Genomic DNA, 19,089 nt, shown 5'->3' with positions numbered 1-19,089 from the left:
CCACCTCGCTGGTCCGGCTTCACTGGCGTTTGGCGGCCTGGATGATAGAGTCCGCGCTATGGGTCAAGGTAATCTTGCAACGGTCGGCGACGTCGTCAGGGCTGTTGACGCCAGCCGTATTCGTGACATCTCCGATGCACTTATGGCGGTCCTGAAAGATTCCGCGCTTCCTAGTGCCGTTGAGGGGATGTTCTATACAGATCCGTCCGTCATGCTTGCTCCGGTCGAGGTGCATGGGCTGACGCACCTCACGCTGGGTGCAAATGAGGAGGATATTGCTGGGCGATACCTCCTCTCGGAGGCGGGAGAGGTGTTTATCCAGGGGCCGGAGGGGGATGAGCTGCGCTTTGTGAACGCAAGGCTGGATCACTTCTTCGCGTTCATGAGTGCATGGAACGGATTCGTGTCGAATCCCGCCCCGGTCGATTCTTCAGGTGATGTGGACGAAGATGCCGTTATTGAGGAGGGGATGCGCTTGAAGGAATCCCTGGAGAGGGTGGATGGAGCGGCATTCTCCGACGAGGAGACGTGGTGGTCGAACGTCTTCGACGAAGTTGAGTTGGGCGTGTTGGGGCCGCTCTGATGGTGGGTTCCCTGGGCATGCCTGTCTGCATGTTGCTCGCGTTGCAGCAGAGGTCAGACTGCTTCGCAGGGGGTGGGCGTGGTCACGGCTTCCGTGCGTATGCCTGCGAGGAGGTGGGCGACGGTCGCCGGCGTGGTCGTGAGGACCGTGGCCGGGGTGTCGCTCTCGCGGAGGTGGAGGGTCGTGGGGGTGGCGGCGAGTTCGAGGCAGTTGGAGCCGTCACCTCCACCGGAGAAGGATGACTTCTGCCAGCTGTCGGGACGGGACATGGCGCGCCTCACAGTTCCTTTGCGAGTCGGTGGATGAAGTCACGCGAACGCTCAGGTTCGAGTGACACGGCCTCGATCTTACGGAAGAGCGTTCGAAAGGCTCCCAGTTGGGATGCGGAATCGACGAACGCTGTCCCGTTGGCCCCCGCGTCACGTACGACCGTGTCCAACTTGGGCACCGCACCACCCGCATACATCATCGTGGCCCATGCTCCACCGAAGCCGTCCAGGTCGAAGGGGATGACCCGTACGGTGAGGTGGTCTGCCGCGGAGAGTTCCATGGCACGGGTGAGCTGAGCGCGCATGGCGGCTCGGTCCCCGACTCTGATGCGCAGCGCGGCCTCATGGATCACAGCTTCGTAGGGGATGGGCGTCGGCCCCTCGATGACCTCCCTTCGCTTCACACGGTGCTGTACTCGCAACTCGATCTCCGAGCGCGGCAGCTCAGGAACTCGGTACGAGAAGACACCGCGGGCGTAGTCCTCCGTCTGAAGAAGGCCTGGGATGTTCAGGAACTCCACGTCCAGCCGGTAGGTCGCATGATGCTCCAGCTCGGCGATGTCCAGGAACGGAGTGGGCAGCTTGCCCCGGTACTCCTCCCACCAGCCCCGAGTGCGGTCGGTCGCCATTACGGTCAGCGCCTCGATCAACTCCTCGTCCTCGCAGGAGTAATGGGCGGCGAGGCTGCGTAGACGCTCCTCGCTCACCCCGGCGGTTCCGGCTTCCATCTGGCTCATCTGCGCCGAGTCGGATCCGATCAAGGCGGCTGCTTCACGCGCCTTCAGACCGGCAGCCTCGCGAAGTTTTCGCAGTTCAGCACCCAAACGTTCCTGGCGTGCCGTGGGCTGCCGCCTGCGTGGCATCGCTGCCTCCTCGTCGCCAACTGCGCTGCACAAGTGACCCTTTCGAGGGGCAGATTACGGCAACGGCTTGCGGCGTCCCAAATTTTACTCGTACCGTCGGTGGCGCAACGCTCACTCTGCGGAAGCGCACCACCCCGTCCAGCCACGACGGCTGCGGCACTGCCACCGCGCCCTCAATCACCCACACCGAACGGAGTTCCGTCATGTCCGAGCCCTGGGAGTACTCCCTCTACATCCCTACCGACCCCAGAGCCGTCACCGTCTCCCGCCGCACCCTCCGCCTGATCCTCACCCTCCACGGCCTGGCCCACCTCGCCGACACCGCAGAGCTGCTGGCCTCGGAGCTGGTCTCCAACGCCGTACTGCACACCAAGGGCCCCGCCTGCCTCCGCGTCTGCCACCGGGACGGCGTCCTGCAGATCGGCGCCTGGGATGCCGACCCCGAACCGCCCGAACCGCCGGGCAAGTTCGAGGAGCTGGCCGACGCCGAGAGCGGGCGCGGCTTCGCCCTCGTGCGTGCCTGCGCCGACGTGTGGGGCTGGCATCCGCTGTCCCGCCTTGGGCGCCGCGGCAAGCTGGTGTGGTGCGAACTCCCGGCGGCGTAGCTCATTGTTGACGTCGGACAGAAAGGGGAGCCGATGGTCGGCTCGTCGCACGAGGCGCTGCACCGAGGTCCGGCAGATGTGGAGGGACATGACGTCGCCGCCGATGCCCAAGAAGACCGGCGGGTTCCCTGGCGGCTGCCCGAGTACATCTGGCAGGACTGGATGCGCCAGATGTGGCTCGAACGGGCGGAAAAGGCCTTCAGGGAGGGCTACGAGGAAAGCTTCCGTGCGCGTCTGGAGCAGTCGGTGATTCTCCGGCTCTTCTTCTGGCGGAGGATCGAGGTGCCCGCTTCAGTCTTCAAGAAGGTGCGGGAAACCGAAGACCTGGCGCAGCTCCGGCTCTGGCGTGAACGCGCCTACCACGTCACAGACCCGGAACACCTCTTCCAGCCCTGAGGACCTCGGGGTGCTCGGCCCCTCAGCCCAGCACCCGCACCGGCGCCCCCGCCAGATACGCCCGGATCCCCTCTACCGCCTGCCCGTAGTACCGCTCGTAGTTCGCGCGCGACACGTACCCCAGGTGTGGAGTCGCCAGCAGTCGTGGAGCCGTTCGCATCGGATGGTCGGCCGGCAGCGGCTCCACGTCGAAGACGTCGACCCCCGCCCCCGCGATCCGACTCTCCCGCAGCGCCGCCAGCAGCGCGTCCTGGTCGACGATCGCCGCCCGCGAGGTGTTGATCAGGTACGCCGTCGGTTTGAGGAGAGCCAGCTCAGCCGGCCCGATCAGGCCTCGCGTCCGCTCGCTCAGCGCGAGGTGGACGGAGACGAAGTCGCTCACGGAGAGCAGTTCCTCCTTGGAGGAGGCGCGCCGCGCGCCGACCTCCGCCGCCCGCTCCTCCGTGAGGTTCTGGCTCCACGCGCTCACCTCCATGCCGAAGGCGAGCCCCACCCGGGCGACCCGGCTGCCGATCTTCCCCAGGCCCAGCAACCCGAGCCGCCGGCCGTGCAGGTCGGCGCCCACCGTCGACTGCCACGGCCCGCCCTCCCGCAGCGCGGTGTTCTCCTCGACCAGCCCACGCGCGAGGCCCAGCAACAGTGCCCACGTCAGCTCCACCGGCGGGGTCGACGAGCTCTCCGTTCCGCACACGGTCACGCCGTTCGCCTTCGCCGCCGGGTAGTCGATCACCGAGTTGCGCATGCCGGAGGCGATCAGCAGGCGCAGCCGGGGCAGCCGGTCCAGCACGGTGGCCGGGAAGGGGACACGCTCGCGCAGGGTCACGACACAGTCGAAGCCGGCCAGAGCGGGGACGAGTTCGTCCTCACTCCCGAAGTGCTCGGTGAAGGAGACGACCTCCAGCTCCTCGCCCGGCACCGACCATTCGGCGACCGTCGTCGCGACGTCCTGGTAGTCGTCGAGTACGGCACAGCGGAAGGGCATGGCGGGTCCTCCGGGCGCGCGGATGCGGGCGGGCGTCTCATCTGATCATCTCCGGTTGGCCTTCGTCGGCGAAACCGCCGCAAACTCGGCGCGAAGTGAAGCAGTGCCCAGGCAACCTCCCCATCTGAGGCAACATCTAGGTGAACGACGGGCCCCACGGGAACGGGCCGTGGCCGCCGTCGCGGGCCGGACGGAGTGAGGGACGTGGTGGAGCCGAGGATCGCCGTTGCCGTGGTGACGATGGGCAACCGGCCTGCCGAGGTCGACGCCCTGCTGGAGTCGGTGGCCAAGCAGGACGTCGCGCCCGCCCGCATCGTGATCGTCGGCAACGGCTGCCGGCTGCCCGAGTTCGCCCGCCGGCTGTCGCTGCCCGGCGAGGTCACCGTCATCGAGACGGACAAGAACCTCGGCTGCCCCGGCGGCCGCAACGTCGGTCTCGCCCGTCTGCGCGAGTTCGGCGACATCGACGTCGTGGTCGAACTGGACGACGACGGGCTGCTCGTCGACCCGGACGTCCTGCGCCGCGTACGCGATCTGTACGCCGCCGACCCGCGCCTCGGCATCGTCGGCTTCCGCATCGCCGACGAGAACGGCGAGACCCAGCGCCGCCACGTGCCGCGCGTCGGCGCCTCCGACCCGATGCAGGGCGGCTACGTCACCGGCTTCCTGGGCGGCGGCCACGCCCTGCGCATGGAGATGCTCGCGGAGACCGGCGACTGGCCCGCCGAGTTCTTCTTCGCGCACGAGGAGACCGACCTGGCCTGGCGTGCCACGGACGCCGGCTGGAAGATCCTCTACGCGCCCGAGCTGCTGCTCCAGCACCCCAAGACCTCGCCCGCGCGGCACGCCATCTACTACCGCGTCACCGCCCGCAACCGGGTCTGGCTGGTCCGGCGCAACCTGCCGCTGCCGCTCATCCCGGTGCACCTGGGGGTGTGGATCCTCGTCACGCTGCTGCGCACGCGCTCGCTCGGCGGCCTGAAGGCCTGGTTCGGCGGGTTCGCGGAGGGGGTGCGCAAGCCGGCCGGCCCCCGGCGGCCCATGCGCTGGCGCACGGTGTGGCGGCTGACCCGGCTGGGAAGGCCCCCGATCATCTGAGCCGGGGGTGTGGACGCGGGCGCGAGCCCCGGCCGTTCACCTCCGCCGACCGGGACCCACACGCGCCCCGGACCCGACCGCGGCGGCGACACTCCCCCGAGCAACGCGTTGACGCGCGCGCCGTCGGGCCAGATCCGATGATGTGATCACATCAGGCCACGCCAACAAATCGCTAACATATGGCCAATGGTTCTCCGCGTCACCGCCGGTCGCCTGGCCTGAAGTCGCCCGGCGAACGCGGGAAGACACGGGCGCGCGGAAGGGCGAAGGTCGGCGTGATGCGGCGGTACGAGCTGCGTTTCGGACTGCTCGGCCCGCCGGTCCTGTACGTCCCCGCGGCCGACCCCGGTGCCGTGACGGGGGCCGAGACCGTGACGGGGGCCGGGGCCGGCACGGACGGAGTGTCCGGCGCCGAGCGCCCGTACCGGACCATCCGCAGCCCGAAGGTGCGCGCCCTCCTGGCCGCGCTGCTGCTCGACGCCGGCCGGGTCGTCCCGGTCGAGTCGCTCAAGGAAGCGCTGTGGGGCGGCGCACCCCCGGCCTCCGCACACGCCTCGCTGCACAATCACGTCACCCGCCTGCGCCGGATGCTCGACGATCCGCGACGGCTCAGGGCGGTGCCCCCCGGCTACCGACTTCGGGTCGAGCACGGCGAACTCGACGTCCACGTCTTCGAACGCCGTCTGGCCGCGGCCCGCGGCGCGCACGCCGCCCGCAACTGGGAACGCCTCCTGCGCGAGTGCGCGGCCGCCCTCGCCCTGTGGCGGGGCGCACCGCTCGGCGACCTCCCCGCCGAACTGGGCGGATACGCCTTCACCCAGCGCCTGACGGAGTCGCGCCTGCTCCTGTGGGAGTGGCGCTACGACGCCGAACTGGCCGTGGGCGGCGGGCGGCTGGACCGTCTCGTCCCGGAGCTCGCGGCCCTGGCCGCCGAACACCCGCTGCGCGAGGCGTACCACCGTCAGCTCATGCTCGCCCTGCACCGCACCGGCCGCCCGGCCGAGGCCCTCGCCGTCCACCGCGACCTGCGGGCCCGCCTCGTCGAGGAGCTGGGCATCGAACCGGGGCCGGGTGTGCGCGAGGCGCACGTGGAGGTGCTGCGGGGGCCGACGACGGAGGAGGGCGCCGGCGGCGGCGCGACGGAGCCCGGCGCGAACGGGCAGAGCGCCGATGCCACGGAGACCGCCTCCCCTGCTGACAGCGGCGACGCCATGGAGATCACCGGCACCGCGGACACCAAATACACCGCGGACACCCACACCAGCGACACCGGCCCCGCCTCGGCCGGCGCCCCACCCGCGACCGCGTCCCGTCCTGCCCAACTGCCACCGCCACCGGCCCACTTCACCGGCCGCGACGACGTCCACCACCGCCTGCACGGCGCCCTCGCCGCCGATCCGCCGAACGGTCTCCTCGCCGTCATCAGCGGTATGGCCGGCGTCGGTAAGAGCGCCCTCGCCCTGCAGGTGGCCCATGGGTTGAAGGAACGTTTCCCTGACGGTCAGCTCTACCTCAACCTGCACGGGGCCACGCCCGGCATGACCCCTCTCACCGCCGGTCAGGCCCTCACCGCCCTCCTGCGCGACCTCGGCACCGACCCCCGGCGCATCCCCGAACACCCGGACGCCGCGGCCGCGTTGCTGCGCACCCTGCTGGCGCCGACCCGCACGCTCCTGGTGCTGGACGACGCCGCGCACGCCGCCCAGGTACGCCCGCTGCTGCCGGCCGGGCCGGGCTGCGCGGTGATCGTCACCAGCCGTTCCCCGCTCACCGCCCTCGACGGCGCCCACCGCTTCCCGCTCGCCCCGCTCTCCGGCGAGGACAGTGCGGCCCTGCTGCGCGCGGTGTCCGGACGGGACGGCCTCGGCCCCCGCCACCCCCTCGTCCACCTCACCGGTCGCCTCCCGCTCGCCCTGCGCGTCGTCGCCGCCCGGCTCGCCGCGCGCCACGCCCTCACCCCGGACGTCCTCGCGCACCAACTGGCCGCCACACGCGGCAGGTTGCACCACCTGGAGTACGACGACCTGAGCGTCCGCCGCTCGCTCGCCGTCGCCCATGACGCGCTCGCCGCCTCCGACCGCGAGGCCGACCGCGACGCCGCCCTCGCCCTGCGTCGCATCGGCGCCCTCGACCTGCCCGTGTACGGTGCGCCGCTGCTCGCCCGACTCACCGGCACCGGCGAACGGCGCACCGAGGCGGCCCTCGACCGCCTCGTCGACGTGGCCCTCCTGGAGGAGACGGCGTACGGCCGCTACACCCCGCACGACCTCGTACGGGACTTCGCCCGCGAACTCGCTGCGGCCGACCGTGCCGACCACGCGACCACGACCGCGCTGTGCTGGTACGCCGCCGTCGCCGAACGCGCCCTCACCGCGATCGTCGAACCGGGCCTCGACCAGGACGACCGCCGTGCCCCGACCGCCGCGCAACCGCCGGACCACGCGGCTCGGGTGACGGAGCTGCCGCCGTTCGCCGGCCCCGAGGAGGCGTTCGCCTGGGGCGACACCGAGCTGGAGAACATCGTCGCGTTGGTGGAGAGCGTCACCGGCAGCGCCGGGAGCGCCACGGGAAGCGCCGGGACCGGCACCCGAAGCGCCGAGAGCGCCCTCGGGAACGTCGACAGCATTGCCGGCGGTGTCGGGACCGGCACGGGCGACGGCGAAACGGGCACGGGCGACGGCGAGCCCGTCACCGGAATGGGAGGGGCGGCCACCGGAAGGGGCGACGCGGCCACCGGAAGGGGCGACGCGGCCGCCGGAAGCGTCGAAAGGACCACCAGGGAGGGGGAGAGGGCCACCGGAGACGACGAGAACGACCCCATCCTCTCCACCTTTCTCCGCCTCCTCTTCCCCTACCTCCAGCGCAGTGGCCGCGTCGCCGAGATGGAGGTGCTCGGGCGCACCGCCCTGCGGGTGGCGCGGCGGCTCGGGGACGAGGCGGCCGAGGCCTACGCGCTGGGCGACCTCGCGGGTCTGCACTTCCTGACCGGCCGCCAGAAGGACGCCCTCGCCCTCAACGACCGTGCGCTGACGATCTGGCGGCGGCTCGACCGGCTCTCCTGGATCCGGCGCTGCCTGAACAACCGTGGCCTGCTGCTGGAGGGCCTCGGCCGGTACGAGGAGTCGGAACAGGCGCTGCGGCAGAGCCTGGAGTACTCCCGCCAGCTCGACGACCCGCACGGCGAGGCCGTGACCCACAGCCACCTCGGCAACCTGTACGAACACACCGACCCGCGTGCCGCCATCGATCAGCACCGGCGCTCGCTCGCCATCGGGGAGGAGATCGGCGCCGTCCTCGTCCAGCACTCGGCGCACTGCAACATCGGTTACGCCCACCTCGCCCTGGGCGAACCGGCCGCCGCCCTGCCGCACTTCCAGAAGAGCCTGCGCATCCTCGGCGGCCACGGCGACTGGCACGGCGAGTCCCAGACCCGGCTCGGCCTGGTCCGCGCCCTGCGCTTGCTGGGGCATACGGAGGAGGCGGTGCGGGAGTGCGCCGAGCTGCTGTGCGGCGCCGACGCCCGCGCCGACACCTACACGGGCGGACTGGCCCGGCACCAGTACGGGCTGCTGCTGCGTGAGCGGGGGAGCCCGCGGCGGGCGCGGGAGGAGTGGCGGCGGGCACTGGACGCTCTGGACGGGACGGACGAGAAGGCGGTGGTCCGCGAGCTCGGGGAGCTGCTCACCGAGCACGAGCCCTGCGGTGGGTGATCACTTGGCGTCGGCATAGCACTCCACCACGGCCGTCGTGAACGGGAACCGCACCGGCGTCTCGCCGAACGTCAGCCGCCCGGCCAGTTCCGCCGCCTCCCGGATCGCGGCGACGACCGCCTCCGCCTCCTCCTCGGGACAGTGGACGATCACCTCGTCGTGCTGGAAGAAGACCAGTTCGGCCGCCATGTCCGCGCAGGTGCGGCGCAGCGCGGCGAGCAGCAGCAGCGCCCAGTCGGCGGCGCTGCCCTGGACGACGAAGTTGCGGGCGAAGCGGCCGCGGGCGCGGGCGTCGGAGGAGGCGTAGCCGGGCGCCCACGACCGGCCCTCACCCTCGTCGTCCCCGGAGGGGCCGGAAGAGCCGAGGGCGAGGGGAGAGCCGGAAGGGCCAGAGGGTCCGGACGGGATTCCCGCCTCCTCCGTCGCGTCGTCCGTCGCCCCGGCCGCGGGCGGGCAGGTCCGCCCCAGCCAGGTCCGCACGAGCCGCCCCTCCTCGCCGGCCCGCGCCGCGTCGTCGACGTAGGCCACCGCGCGCGGGAAGCGGCGGCGCAGGGCAGCGAGGTTCTTCAGGCCGTCGCCGGAGGTCTGGCCGTAGACCGCGCCGAGCACGGCCAGCTTGGCCTGGGCGCGGTCGCCGGAGAAGGCGCGGTCGGAGACGGACTGGTAGAGGTCGGCCTCGCGGCCCGCCACCTCCATCAGCCCGGGATCGCGGGAGATCGCCGCGAGCACCCGCGGCTCCATCTGGTCGGCGTCGGCGACGACGAGCCGCCAGCCGGGGTCGGCCACCACGGCCCGCCGGATCACCTTGGGGATCTGCAGGGCGCCTCCGCCGTTGGTCACCCAGCGCCCGGTGACCGTCCCGCCCGCGAGGAACTCGGGCCGGAAGCGGCCCTCGCGGACCCAGTCCTGGAGCCAGGACCAGCCGTGCGCGACCCAGATGCGGTACAGCTTCTTGTACTCGACCAGCGGCTTCACGGCCGGATGGTCGATCGACTCGATCTCCCAGCGGCGTGTGGACTTGATCCTGATCCCGGCCTGCGCGAACGCCTTGATCACGTCGGCGGGCAGGTCCGGCCTGACCCGGCGCCCGAAGGCGGCCGACACCTCGTCCGCGAGCTCGGCCAGCCGCCGGGGCTCGCCACCGCCGGCGTACCGCTCGCCGAGCAGGTCGTGGAGGACCGAGCGGTGGACGTCGGCGCTCCACGGCAGCCCGGCCCGGTTCATCTCGGCGGCCACCAGCATGCCCGCCGACTCGGCCGCCGTCAGCAGCCGCATCCGGTCCGGGTGCTCCGCCCGCTCGTGGCGCCGCTGCTGTTCGGCGTACACGGAGACGAGGTCGGCGAGCGGCAGCCCGGTGTCCTCCGGCTCGAACAGCGAGGACTGCGCGCCGGGCGCGGCGGAGCGCTGCGGCGGGTCCGGCGGCACCGGGCCGCCGCGCAGCCGGGCCAGGGCGGCGGCGGCCGAACGAGGTTCGCCGTACCGCCCCTCGTGGCCGAGGAGAAGGGTTTCGGCGTCCTCGACGTCGTAGCACCGCTCGACTCGCACCCCCGCGGCGAGCAGACGCGGATACACCTCGGCCGTCGAACGCCACACCCAGCGCGCGACACCGGGCCGTCCGCGCACCGCCGCCACCAGATCCGGCTCCCGCAGGACCGGCCCCGCGGGCAGCCCGCCGGAACCGAGGGCGACGAGCTCCGCGCCACCGCCCTCGGCCGGAGTGAGCGCCCACCGGTCGGCCATGCTGCGAGTGTGGCAGGAGGGTCTGACAACGGCCCGTCCGACGGACGCCCCTCGGTGGCGCACCCCTCGGTGGCGCGCCCCTCGGTGGCGCACCCCTCGGTGGCGCACCCTCTCGGCGGCGAAGCGCCCCGGCCCACCGGCTCCTCCCGCCGCCCCGGCCTGCTGGGGCAGGCCGCCGCCCCGGCTCTCCGACGCGGCCCTCCGTCCCGGCTCTGCGGGCAGCGGTCCTGCGGCTCGGCTGTCCGGTGCGCCGGTCCCCGACAGCGGGCGGCTGCCGGTGCGGGACGAGGCGACGGACGTGCTGCGCACCGGGCAGCCCCTTAGCCGACGAGACGCCCCCCGGTGGCGCGCCCCTCGGCGGCTCAGCGCGCCGGCCCACCCTCCGGTTCCTCGCGCCGTCCCGGCCCGCCGGTTGAGCCCGACCGCCCCCGCTCTCTTGCCCAGGTCTCCGGGCAGCTCTGTGGCTCGGCCGGCCGGGCAGCCCCGCCCTGGCGCCCGTCCCAGCGCCCGTCCCAGCGCCCGGCTCAGCCCGCCCGGCTCAGCCGCCCGGCTCAGCCCGCCTGCTCCTCCCCCTGCTGCTCGCGTGCCTTCAGCACCTGGGCCAGCGCCTTCTCGACGTACCGTTCGACCTCGGCCTTCTCGACACCGAGGTCGCTCAGAACGCCCCGGCCGTGCTCGAACTCCAGGAGGGCCAGGAGGATGTGCTCGGTGCCGATGTAGTTGTGGCCGAGGCGCAGGGCCTCGCGGAAGGTGAGCTCCAGGACCTTCTTGGCGTCCGAGCCGTACGGGATGAGCTCGGGCACCTCGTCGGCGGCGGGCGGCAGGGTGGCCGTCGCCGCCTCGCGCACCGCGTCCGCGGAGAGGCCCTGCTCGGCGAGGGCCTTCGCCGCGAGGCCCTCCGGCTCGGCGAGCAGACCGAGGACCAGGTGGACGGGCAGCCCCTCGGGGGTGCGGGCGGTCTTCGCCTCGTTGTGGGCGGCCATGACGACGTTCCGCGCGCGCGGGGTGTACCGGCTGAAGCCCTGGCTCGGGTCGAGGTCGACGGACTCCTTCGGCACGAACCTCTTCTGCGCGGCCTGCCGGGTCACGCCCATGCTCCTGCCGATGTCCGTCCAGGAGGCGCCCGAGCGCCGGGCCTGGTCGACGAAGTGGCCGATCAGGTGGTCTGCCACGTCCCCGAGGTGCTCGGCCGCGATGACCGCGTCCTCGAGCTGGTCGAGGGGCTCGGGATGGACCTTCTTGATGGCGTCGATGAGGTCGTCCAGACGGATGGATGCCGTGGGTTCCTGTCCTGAGGTCATGTGTCAACCATAGGTTGACAGCCAAGGAGCGTCAACCGAAAGTTGACACTTCCGCCCGGTCGTCCCGTCCCAGTGGGGGACGCCGACCTCACCGACCTGAGCGGAAACGACGCCACGCGCGCGTGTCACCATCACTGGATGAGCAGCAGTACGTCTCCCACCGTCGACCGCGCCTTCCGGGCCGCCCTCTACGAGACCGGTGACACCGCCCTCGACACGGGCGCGTCCCTCCTCGCCGCCGACCCCTCGGCGGACGCCGAGCTCGAACGCCGGGGTGAGGAGTTCGTGGCGGTGGCCTGGCGGCGCGGCTGGCAGCCCGCGGACGTCGTACGGCTCGTGCGGCGCGACCTGGACGAGGCGCACGTACGGCTGCTCGCGTCCCTCATCCGAGCCCACGCGCGGCAGGATCGCCCGCGCGGCCGGCGCTGGGCGGCCCAGATGGAGGAGCTCACGGCGGAGGCCCCGCCCCGTACCGACCGCTTCTCGCACGCCACCACGGTCCTGGAGCTCTACCGCCTGCTCCTCCGCCTGCCCGCCCTCGACCCCCTCCAGGAGCCCCCGCGGGGGCGGCAGCCCCACTCCGACTCCCGCACGCTCACCCGCATCCGCGCGCTGCTCGCCAAGGCGGAGGCGACGGGGTACCCGGAGGAGGCGGAGGCGCTCACCGCGAAGGCGCAGGAGCTGATGGCCCGGCACAGTGTCGACGAGGCCCTGCTCGACGCCCGCGCCCCCGCCCCGGACGCCCCCGGCGCCTGCCGCATCGGCGTCGAGCCGCCGTACGAGCAGGCCAAGGCGGTGCTGCTGGACGCGGTCGCCGACGCCAACCACTGCCGGGCGGTGTGGAACGAGCCGTTCTGCTTCTCCACGGTGGTCGGCTTCGAGGCCGACCTGGAGGCCGTCGAGCTCCTCTACACCTCACTCCTCGTGCAGGCCCAGACCGCCATGACCAGGGCGGAGGCAGCCCAACGAGCCGCAGGCCGCAAGCGGACAAAGAGCTTCCGCCAGTCCTTCCTCGCGGCCTACGCCCACCGCATCGGCACCCGCCTGACCACCGCCGCCGAAACCCAGCGCACCGACGACCTGCTCCCGGTCCTCGCCACCCGCGACCTGGCGGTCACGGCCGCGACGGACCGCATGTTCCCGCAGACCGTCACCACCCGCCTGCGCGGCATCACCGACGAGGCGGGCTGGACCGAGGGCGCGGAAGCGGCGAACCGGGCCCGCGTGAACTCCCGCCCCCGCTTGCCCTGACACAACCCGCGCCCCCCGAGGGCTCGGCTCGTCGGAGCGCGCGGACGGTCCGACGGGACGGTCCGACGGGACGGGCGCGGGCTGGCGAGGCGTGGGCCACCGGCCCCCGCGGTCAGTCCCCCGCCTGCTGGAAGGCGCTCACGGACGCGTCCGGGGTCTTCTCGTCCTTCAGGGCCACGTCCCCGTACGACCACGGGAAGCTCTGGTCGGCCGAGCCTCCCGGCAGCCCGTACTTCACCGTCTTCACGGCGAGGCTCTGCGAACCGCCCTCCTCGGCGCGGACGTAGGTGATCGTGAAGGAGGCGGTGGCCTGCTCCGCGAGGGGCAGCTGCTGGGCCTCGGCGGCCTCGTCCTGGGAGACGGCCGTGGTCGTGCCGTCGGCCTCGAGTTCGACCTTGGGGAAGCCCTCCAGAGTGCACTGGGCGCCGTTGTTCGTGACGGTGACGGAGACGTTGCCGGTGTCCCCGGCGGCGGGGGCAGCGTTGACCGGGCCGACCTCCATGCTCAGGTCGGCGGCGGCGCAGGCGGGACCGGAGACGGCCTTGCTCTCCTCGCCGCCGGAGGAACTGTCGTCCCCGCCACCGCAGGCGGTGAGGAGGCAGGCGGCGGCGAGGGCGGTGACGGTGATCGGAACGGCGCGCATGTGTGGGTCCCTTGGATGACGTGACGGTGCTGGGAGGATCATCACGCACGATCGCCCGGAACCGCTGCGCGCCCCCACCTTCCCGCGTCGGCGACGACTCCGGCTCGTGGCATCCGCACGTCACGACGCCACACATCAGGCGTCACCACGTCCCGGCGCCCCTCACCTGACGCGTGACCGTGAGTCGTAACGCGTGATGCGTGACGTAGCGACCCTTGGCGTGGCGAACCGTGACGCGTGACGTAAGGACCCGTGACGTGGGGACCTGTGACGTCGTTCCGCCTGGCGTTGTCGCTTCGTGACGCGTGGCCGCGTCACGCGTCGCGCATCACGCCGTCGCGCCTCACGACGTCCGCCGGCTACGACCCCAGGCCCGCAGTCGGCAGCCCCGACGGCCACTGCCCGCTCTCCGCCTTGGTGTAGGTCTCCTTGCCGGCGCCGCCTTCCCAGGTGACCTGCAGGGTGTTCGCGTCGACGGAGTCGACCATGCCGGTCGTGCGGTCCTTGTTCCCCGTCGTGCAGTCGAGGCGGATCATCCGCATGTCCGCCTCCTCCCCGGCGGTCCCGCTGCACACCGTCCCACCGGTGGCGAAGAGGGCGGCCTGCGCACCGGTGATGATGAGGGCGACGGCCTTGCCGTCCGTGGTGGCGAGCCAGCTCCCCTCCAACTCGCCGGAGGCGGATGCGGAAGCCGCGGGCGAGCCGCCGGTGGCGCCCCCGGTGCCCGCGCTCGACGTCGCACTCGGCGTGGCCGGCGCGCCGTCGTCCGAGCCGCCGTCGTCGCTGCACGCGGTCAGCGCGAGCGCGCCCGCCAGCGCCGCGGCGACGGCGGCGGCGACCCGCACCGGCCGGCGGGACGCCCCGCGCGCGGGACGCGACAGAGGCGACGGGCGCGAGGCGGGCGAGGGGCGCGAGAAGTTCGCCGTGGTCACTGCTAGCTCCCAAGCGGTAGCCGGACGGCCCGGTCGGCCGGAAGGACCGCAGCAAGCTACAGTCCGCCCCGCCCCGACGACCAGCCCCGCAACGCCGCCCGGCGAAGAACCCCACGCCCCCTACCAGGCCCGTTCCGCCCCTCGACGGGACGCCGCCCGCGCCCTCACCAGGACCCCTTGCGCACCCCCGGCAGATACCCCGCGTGCGCCTGCTCCCGCAGGCTCACCCGCGACAGCCCGAACGCCCGGAGGTAGCCCCGCGGCCGCCCGTCCACCTGGTCCCGGTTGCGCACGCGTGTGGCGCTGGCGTCCCGTGGCTGCCTGCGCAGCTCCTGCTGTGCCGCCAGCCGCTCGGCCTCCGGAGTCGACGGCCGCCGGATGATCTCCTTCAGCTCGGCCCGCCGCTCGGCGTACCGCGCCACGACCTCCTGCCGCTTCCCGTTCTTCGCGATCTTGCTCTTCTTCGCCATCGGCCTTCTCCCCTTCAACCCTTCACTCGGCTCGGACCCTCAGTCCGCTCGGCCCCTCAGCCCGCTCGGACGTTCACCGCGCGGACTCCAGCCCCCGCGGACTCCACCCGGGCCGCGCGGACTCCACCCCGCGCGGACATCACCCCACGCGGACTCCGCCCCGCTCAGACCTTCACTCCGCGCGCGCGGATCCGGGCCACGGCCGCCTCGACGCCGATGGTGTCGACCGTCTTGATCCCCTTCGCGCTCAGCCGAAGCCGCACGTACCGGCCCTCGCTGGGCAGCCAGTACCGCTTGGACTGGATGTTCGGGTCGAAGCGGCGCGAGGTGCGCCGGTGGGAGTGGGAGATGCGGTTGCCGAAACCGGGCTGGGCGCCGGTCAGCATGCAGTGTGCGGACACGGGTGACGTACCTCTCCTCGGGCGTTGCTGCTAATGGAATTCATTTTCAGTAAGATAGCAGCATGGCTCGCAACGAACTGCGCCCGGTCATCAAGCTCCGCTCCACGGCGGGAACCGGCTACACGTACGTCACCCGCAAGAACCGCCGGAACGACCCGGACCGTATGACCCTGCGCAAGTACGACCCCGTCGTCGGCCGTCACGTCGACTTCCGAGAGGAGCGCTGACCCACCGCCATGCGCAAGGGAATCCACCCCGCCTACGGTCCCGTCGTCTTCCGGGACCGCGCCGCCGGTTACGCCTTCCTCACCCGCTCGACCCTGTCCGCCACGACGAGCGGGAAGACGATCGAGTGGGAGGACGGCAACACCTACCCGGTCGTGGACGTCGAGATCTCGAACGTCAGCCACCCCTTCTACACCGGTACCGCCCGCGTCATGGACACGGCCGGCCGCGTGGAGCGCTTCGAGCGCCGGTACGGAAAGCAGGGCAGGGCGTGAGCCTGTCGGTGGTGATCGTCGGCGGGCTGCACACCGAGGCCCGCCGGGCGACCGTCGCGCGCCTGCTCGCCGACGTGCCCGGCAGTGTCGTCCTCCACCACGACCTCGCGACGGCCACGGCGGGCACGGTCGTGCGTACGGTCCGGGACGCCACCGGTGTCCTCTCGGCCGGCGAGGCGCCCCTGGTCAACGACTGCGCCTGCTGCGCCCTGCGCGAGGACCTCGTGCCCGAGCTGCGCCGCCTCGCCGACGACGGCACCACCCGGCTCGCGGTCGTCGAGCTGTGGGACTCCGTCGAACCCAAGGCCATGGCCGAGGTGGTCGCCGGCGGCGGCCTCACCGTCACCGGCGTGATCACCGCCGTCGACCCGGCGCTCCTCCTGCCGTATCTCGCCAACGGCGACGACCTCGCGGAAGCCGGTCTCGCCGCGGCCGCCACCGATCAGCGGACCATCGCCGACACCTTCGCCCGCCAGCTGGAGTACGCCCCGGTCCTGGCCGTCGTCGACTCCCCGGAGGCGGACGAGGAAGACCACGAGCTGCTGGCCCAGCTCCATCCGACGGCCCGCCGGATCCCCGTCCCGGGCGGCCACCCGGCGGATCCGGCGGGCGGGACGGCGCCGGCCCCCGGCGCCCCCTCCCCGCTGACCACGGCCGCCCTCGCCGGATTCGACGTGGAGGCGGCCGCCGCCGCCCAGCACCCGGCCTGCGCGCTGCTGCCCGCCGAGGCCGACGCGCACGGCGTCTCCACGCTCGTCTGGCACCGCCGCCGCCCCTTCCACCCGGAGCGGCTGTACGCGGCCCTGGAGGACCTGACCTGCGCCGCCGCCCGCAGCCGGGGCAGGTTCTGGCTCGCCGACAAGCCCGACGTGCTGCTCCACTGGGACGCGGCCGGCGGGGCGCTGTGCGTGGAGTCGGCCGGGCCGTGGCTGGCCTCCCTCCCCGACGCGGCATGGGACATGGTCCCGCCCGTGCGCCGCGCCGCCGCCGCGCTGGACTGGCATCCCGAGCACGGCGACCGCTGCCAGCACCTGGTCTTCACATCCCCCGGCCTCGACCGGGACGGCCTCGAACGGCTGCTGGAGTCCTGCCTGCTCACCGACGCGGAGTACGCCGCCGGGCGCGACGCCTGGAGGCGACTGCCGCCCGCCTTCGACACCCTCCTGGAGATCTGACCCCATGCCGCGCACGATCGACCGCAAGCCCGCCAAGAACCGGCCCAACCCGCTGGACCAGGCCGGGATCACCTACATCGACTACAAGGACACCGACCTGCTGCGGAAGTTCGTCTCCGACCGGGGCAAGATCCGCAGCCGCCGGGTCACCCGGGTCTCGGCCCGGCAGCAGCGCCGGCTGGCCCGCGCGATCAAGAACGCCCGAGAGATGGCGCTCCTGCCGTACGGCAGCCGCTGACGCCGACGGCATGGGCGCGGATCGGCCACGTCCGTACGGACGTGGCCGCCGATGTCGTACACGCTGCCCATCGATCGCATGAGCGAAATTACGCCGGCTGTCTGCTGTGGCCGACCGGTCGCCGCAGGCGCGTCTCAGTCCGCTGCCGGTGCCCTGCCAGGGCACGGAGCCGAGTCTCCTCTCGCCCCCGTGGACGGTCCCACCGTCGTCCACGGGGGCGACGGCTTGTCACGGCCCGTCCGGCACGACGGCGGTCCCGGCCTGTTCGCGCGGGACGCGGGGGCGGGCGCGGAGGGTATACGGCTCCGAGTCGGAGGCCCGTCCCCGGTTGCCCGTGCCCGGTCGGCCGTACCGAGCGGACGGCGGGCGTCCGCCCAGGCGGGCCCGGTTCCGCTTCTTCCCCGAGCGCTCACGCGGTGTCGCCCCGCCGAACCGTGTTCGCGATGACGGAACACGAACGCCCCCCGGTGCGTCTCTCCCTGTGCACGAGTGGTTCGATCCGGACTACCTCGCGCGGCCGCCGGTACCACAGGCCACCCACGGGCACCGGTTGTCGCCGCGCCGCGGGCTGCGGGGCTCACTCGCGAGGGGCTCGGACGGCCGAACGGTTCGGTAAAGCGGACGTCAAAGCTGTAACCGCACAAGGACCCTGCGTGCACGTGCATTTGCTCCTGCATCTGCATGTGAACAGGGTTATGATCCGGAACAGTTGACCACGGCACCAATGGCCACACGAGCCAGTGCATCAGCAGGGAGCGACCTGTGGACCACGACGTTGACGGGGGGCACGACGTGTACAACGGCATGGCGGCCACACAGTTGTCCGGGGTTGCCTGGCAGAAGAGCCGGCACAGCAACTCACAGGGTTCCTGCGTCGAGTTCGCGCGGCTCCCCGGCGGGGACGTCGCCGTGCGCAACTCGCGCTTCCCGGACGGTCCCGCGCTCGTCTACACGCGGGCCGAGATCGAGGCCATGCTGCTGGGCATCAAGGACGGCGAGTTCGACCACCTGATCGCGAGCTGACGCCCGCCGGCCCCGTCGCGCGGCGCCTCGGGAGATATCCGGCGAAAGCGTGAGAGAACGGTCGCAACGCGCGTAGAACCGCGGCACCACAAGGTGCCGCGGTACGTCATTCCGCGGCCGTGCGCAGCCGGAACAGCGCCCAGACGACCTTGCCGCCCAGGCCGCCGGCGAGCGGGTGCCAGCCCCAGCCGTCGGCGAAGGAGTCGACCAGGAACAGGCCGCGTCCGGACTCCGCGGCGAAGTCGTCCGCCTCGCGCGGCAGCGGGCTGTCGTGGCTGGGGTCGCGCACCGCGCACACCAGCCGCTCGGTCCACCGCATCAGGTGCAGCCGCACCGGTGGGTGCTGCTCGCCCGCGGCGCACGGGGTCGCGTCGGGCGAGAGTCCGTGCCGCAGCGCGTTGGTCACCAGTTCGGAGACGACCAGACAGATGTCGTCGAAGCGGTCGCCCACGTCCCACTGTCCGAGCGTTCTGCGGGCGAACTGCCGTGCCTCGCGCACCGCTTCGAAGCGGGCGGGCAGAGCGCAGGAGGCCGCGTTCGAGACGGCCGCGGGATCAAGCGGCGGAAGGCCCTGCCGTAACGGCTCGAGCATGGTCGATCCATTCGTCCCCATGCGAGGCACTCCCGGGATTCGCGGTCGTTGCGATGCAGCGGTGGCGCGGGACCATGGTTTCCGATGCGCAGAGCAGATGCAAGGGCAGATGCACGTGCACGTGACCGAAATGGACCCGCCCGTACCGCTTCTTGGCCATTTTTTCCGCCATCTTCTCGCCGTTCCAGGGCGCTTCTCTTGCTTTCTCCTCACTCTTCCCTCGCAGCCCTCTGCGCGTATCCTTTGGCTTCTTTCCGTCTGTGTAATCGGACGAGTACTGCTCGGAGTGTTTTAGTGGCAGACTGCGGGCCCTGAGG

Annotated in this window: 21 protein-coding genes; 11 read left to right on the top strand and 10 right to left on the bottom strand. The window is 72.3% G+C overall.

The window, feature by feature from the left end:
• Positions 1 to 58: 58 nt before the first annotated feature.
• Positions 59 to 583: an SUKH-4 family immunity protein gene (locus tag ACIHAR_RS30935; RefSeq protein ID WP_400022744.1), complete on the top strand. Its 525-nt coding sequence runs from the start codon at positions 59 to 61 to the stop codon at positions 581 to 583.
• 53 nt (positions 584 to 636) lie between these two features.
• Here the strand turns inward: ACIHAR_RS30935 and ACIHAR_RS30930 are convergent, their stop codons facing one another.
• Positions 637 to 852, bottom strand: coding sequence for a DUF397 domain-containing protein (locus tag ACIHAR_RS30930; RefSeq protein ID WP_392005485.1), 216 nt, complete (start codon positions 850 to 852; stop codon positions 637 to 639).
• Positions 853 to 860: 8 nt separating this feature from the next.
• Positions 861 to 1,715, bottom strand: a complete 855-nt coding sequence (locus ACIHAR_RS30925) for a helix-turn-helix domain-containing protein (RefSeq protein WP_400022743.1) — start codon at positions 1,713 to 1,715, stop codon at positions 861 to 863.
• 203 nt (positions 1,716 to 1,918) lie between these two features.
• On the opposite strand from ACIHAR_RS30925, the gene ACIHAR_RS30920 reads away from it, so the two are divergent.
• Complete coding sequence (locus ACIHAR_RS30920; protein WP_400022742.1) at positions 1,919 to 2,320, top strand: ATP-binding protein; 402 nt, start codon at positions 1,919 to 1,921, stop codon at positions 2,318 to 2,320.
• A 33-nt stretch (positions 2,321 to 2,353) separates the two neighbouring features.
• Positions 2,354 to 2,716, top strand: coding sequence for a hypothetical protein (locus tag ACIHAR_RS30915; RefSeq protein ID WP_400022741.1), 363 nt, complete (start codon positions 2,354 to 2,356; stop codon positions 2,714 to 2,716).
• Positions 2,717 to 2,738: 22 nt separating this feature from the next.
• On the opposite strand, the gene ACIHAR_RS30910 is transcribed toward ACIHAR_RS30915, so the two are convergent.
• A complete protein-coding gene (locus tag ACIHAR_RS30910; protein ID WP_400022740.1) occupies positions 2,739 to 3,698 on the bottom strand; it encodes a D-2-hydroxyacid dehydrogenase family protein in 960 nt (319 codons plus the stop codon).
• Between the two features lie 204 nt (positions 3,699 to 3,902).
• Here ACIHAR_RS30910 and ACIHAR_RS30905 point away from each other — a divergent pair, with 204 nt between their 5' ends.
• A complete protein-coding gene (locus ACIHAR_RS30905) occupies positions 3,903 to 4,796 on the top strand; it encodes a glycosyltransferase family 2 protein (RefSeq protein ID WP_400022739.1) in 894 nt (297 codons plus the stop codon).
• A 278-nt stretch (positions 4,797 to 5,074) separates the two neighbouring features.
• Complete coding sequence (locus tag ACIHAR_RS30900) at positions 5,075 to 8,506, top strand: BTAD domain-containing putative transcriptional regulator (RefSeq protein WP_400022738.1); 3,432 nt, start codon at positions 5,075 to 5,077, stop codon at positions 8,504 to 8,506.
• On the opposite strand, the gene ACIHAR_RS30895 is transcribed toward ACIHAR_RS30900, so the two are convergent.
• Together ACIHAR_RS30895 and ACIHAR_RS30890 are read right to left on the bottom strand one after the other, a co-directional pair.
• Positions 8,507 to 10,246 (bottom strand): bifunctional 3'-5' exonuclease/DNA polymerase, encoded by a 1,740-nt coding sequence (locus ACIHAR_RS30895; RefSeq protein ID WP_400022737.1) that lies wholly within the window; start codon positions 10,244 to 10,246, stop codon positions 8,507 to 8,509. It lies immediately after the preceding gene.
• A 551-nt stretch (positions 10,247 to 10,797) separates the two neighbouring features.
• Positions 10,798 to 11,547 (bottom strand): Clp protease N-terminal domain-containing protein, encoded by a 750-nt coding sequence (locus ACIHAR_RS30890; RefSeq protein ID WP_365461633.1) that lies wholly within the window; start codon positions 11,545 to 11,547, stop codon positions 10,798 to 10,800.
• 138 nt (positions 11,548 to 11,685) lie between these two features.
• Here ACIHAR_RS30890 and ACIHAR_RS30885 point away from each other — a divergent pair, with 138 nt between their 5' ends.
• Complete coding sequence (locus tag ACIHAR_RS30885) at positions 11,686 to 12,798, top strand: DUF2786 domain-containing protein (protein ID WP_400022736.1); 1,113 nt, start codon at positions 11,686 to 11,688, stop codon at positions 12,796 to 12,798.
• A gap of 112 nt (positions 12,799 to 12,910) precedes the next feature.
• Here the strand turns inward: ACIHAR_RS30885 and ACIHAR_RS30880 are convergent, their stop codons facing one another.
• The 4 genes from ACIHAR_RS30880 to rpmB all read right to left on the bottom strand — a co-directional run bounded on the left by ACIHAR_RS30880 (position 12,911) and on the right by rpmB (position 15,244).
• Positions 12,911 to 13,441: a DUF4232 domain-containing protein gene (locus tag ACIHAR_RS30880; RefSeq protein WP_400022735.1), complete on the bottom strand. Its 531-nt coding sequence runs from the start codon at positions 13,439 to 13,441 to the stop codon at positions 12,911 to 12,913.
• Positions 13,442 to 13,800: 359 nt separating this feature from the next.
• Positions 13,801 to 14,286 (bottom strand): hypothetical protein, encoded by a 486-nt coding sequence (locus ACIHAR_RS30875; protein WP_400022766.1) that lies wholly within the window; start codon positions 14,284 to 14,286, stop codon positions 13,801 to 13,803.
• A 251-nt stretch (positions 14,287 to 14,537) separates the two neighbouring features.
• Positions 14,538 to 14,843: a 30S ribosomal protein S14 gene (rpsN, locus tag ACIHAR_RS30870; protein WP_400022734.1), complete on the bottom strand. Its 306-nt coding sequence runs from the start codon at positions 14,841 to 14,843 to the stop codon at positions 14,538 to 14,540.
• 164 nt (positions 14,844 to 15,007) lie between these two features.
• Entirely contained in the window at positions 15,008 to 15,244 is a 237-nt protein-coding gene (gene rpmB, locus ACIHAR_RS30865) for a 50S ribosomal protein L28 (RefSeq protein WP_218513959.1), read from the bottom strand.
• Between the two features lie 62 nt (positions 15,245 to 15,306).
• Here rpmB and rpmG point away from each other — a divergent pair, with 62 nt between their 5' ends.
• The 5 genes from rpmG to ACIHAR_RS30840 all read left to right on the top strand — a co-directional run bounded on the left by rpmG (position 15,307) and on the right by ACIHAR_RS30840 (position 18,180).
• Positions 15,307 to 15,471 (top strand): 50S ribosomal protein L33, encoded by a 165-nt coding sequence (gene rpmG, locus ACIHAR_RS30860; RefSeq protein WP_003999141.1) that lies wholly within the window; start codon positions 15,307 to 15,309, stop codon positions 15,469 to 15,471.
• A 9-nt stretch (positions 15,472 to 15,480) separates the two neighbouring features.
• On the top strand, positions 15,481 to 15,744 hold the full coding sequence (locus tag ACIHAR_RS30855; protein WP_365461625.1) for a type B 50S ribosomal protein L31: 264 nt from the start codon (positions 15,481 to 15,483) through the stop codon (positions 15,742 to 15,744).
• Entirely contained in the window at positions 15,741 to 16,919 is a 1,179-nt protein-coding gene (locus ACIHAR_RS30850; protein WP_365461623.1) for a GTP-binding protein, read from the top strand. Before ACIHAR_RS30855 ends, ACIHAR_RS30850 begins: the two co-directional genes overlap by 4 nt.
• 4 nt (positions 16,920 to 16,923) lie before the next feature.
• Positions 16,924 to 17,157 carry a 30S ribosomal protein S18 gene (gene rpsR / locus ACIHAR_RS30845; protein WP_400022733.1) on the top strand — a complete coding sequence of 78 codons (234 nt, stop codon included), beginning with the start codon at positions 16,924 to 16,926 and terminating at the stop codon, positions 17,155 to 17,157.
• A gap of 762 nt (positions 17,158 to 17,919) precedes the next feature.
• The gene (locus ACIHAR_RS30840; RefSeq protein WP_189943666.1) at positions 17,920 to 18,180 is read left to right on the top strand and encodes a DUF397 domain-containing protein; all 261 of its coding nucleotides are present in this window, start codon (positions 17,920 to 17,922) and stop codon (positions 18,178 to 18,180) included.
• 106 nt (positions 18,181 to 18,286) lie between these two features.
• Here the strand turns inward: ACIHAR_RS30840 and ACIHAR_RS30835 are convergent, their stop codons facing one another.
• Positions 18,287 to 18,772, bottom strand: coding sequence for an ATP-binding protein (locus ACIHAR_RS30835; protein ID WP_365461619.1), 486 nt, complete (start codon positions 18,770 to 18,772; stop codon positions 18,287 to 18,289).
• Positions 18,773 to 19,089 lie beyond the last annotated feature (317 nt).

This window comes from Streptomyces sp. NPDC052016, assembly GCF_044548445.1.
Taxonomy (GTDB): domain Bacteria; phylum Actinomycetota; class Actinomycetes; order Streptomycetales; family Streptomycetaceae; genus Streptomyces.
This window is presented reverse-complemented; position numbering and strand designations above follow the sequence as displayed.

Excerpts from the sequence above, each read along its gene's own strand:
- ACIHAR_RS30925 (WP_400022743.1), bottom strand. The coding sequence starts at position 1,715 with ATGCCACGCAGGCGGCAGCCCACGGCACGCCAGGAACGTTTGGGTGCT.
- ACIHAR_RS30855 (WP_365461625.1), top strand. The coding sequence starts at position 15,481 with ATGCGCAAGGGAATCCACCCCGCCTACGGTCCCGTCGTCTTCCGGGAC.
- ACIHAR_RS30910 (WP_400022740.1), bottom strand. The coding sequence starts at position 3,698 with ATGCCCTTCCGCTGTGCCGTACTCGACGACTACCAGGACGTCGCGACG.
- ACIHAR_RS30920 (WP_400022742.1), top strand. The coding sequence starts at position 1,919 with ATGTCCGAGCCCTGGGAGTACTCCCTCTACATCCCTACCGACCCCAGA.
- ACIHAR_RS30890 (WP_365461633.1), bottom strand. The coding sequence starts at position 11,547 with ATGACCTCAGGACAGGAACCCACGGCATCCATCCGTCTGGACGACCTC.
- ACIHAR_RS30935 (WP_400022744.1), top strand. The coding sequence starts at position 59 with ATGGGTCAAGGTAATCTTGCAACGGTCGGCGACGTCGTCAGGGCTGTT.
- ACIHAR_RS30930 (WP_392005485.1), bottom strand. The coding sequence starts at position 852 with ATGTCCCGTCCCGACAGCTGGCAGAAGTCATCCTTCTCCGGTGGAGGT.
- rpmG (WP_003999141.1), top strand. The coding sequence starts at position 15,307 with ATGGCTCGCAACGAACTGCGCCCGGTCATCAAGCTCCGCTCCACGGCG.
- ACIHAR_RS30900 (WP_400022738.1), top strand. The coding sequence starts at position 5,075 with ATGCGGCGGTACGAGCTGCGTTTCGGACTGCTCGGCCCGCCGGTCCTG.
- rpsR (WP_400022733.1), top strand. The coding sequence starts at position 16,924 with ATGCCGCGCACGATCGACCGCAAGCCCGCCAAGAACCGGCCCAACCCG.
- rpsN (WP_400022734.1), bottom strand. The coding sequence starts at position 14,843 with ATGGCGAAGAAGAGCAAGATCGCGAAGAACGGGAAGCGGCAGGAGGTC.
- ACIHAR_RS30885 (WP_400022736.1), top strand. The coding sequence starts at position 11,686 with ATGAGCAGCAGTACGTCTCCCACCGTCGACCGCGCCTTCCGGGCCGCC.
- ACIHAR_RS30895 (WP_400022737.1), bottom strand. The coding sequence starts at position 10,246 with ATGGCCGACCGGTGGGCGCTCACTCCGGCCGAGGGCGGTGGCGCGGAG.
- ACIHAR_RS30915 (WP_400022741.1), top strand. The coding sequence starts at position 2,354 with ATGGTCGGCTCGTCGCACGAGGCGCTGCACCGAGGTCCGGCAGATGTG.
- ACIHAR_RS30835 (WP_365461619.1), bottom strand. The coding sequence starts at position 18,772 with ATGCTCGAGCCGTTACGGCAGGGCCTTCCGCCGCTTGATCCCGCGGCC.
- ACIHAR_RS30880 (WP_400022735.1), bottom strand. The coding sequence starts at position 13,441 with ATGCGCGCCGTTCCGATCACCGTCACCGCCCTCGCCGCCGCCTGCCTC.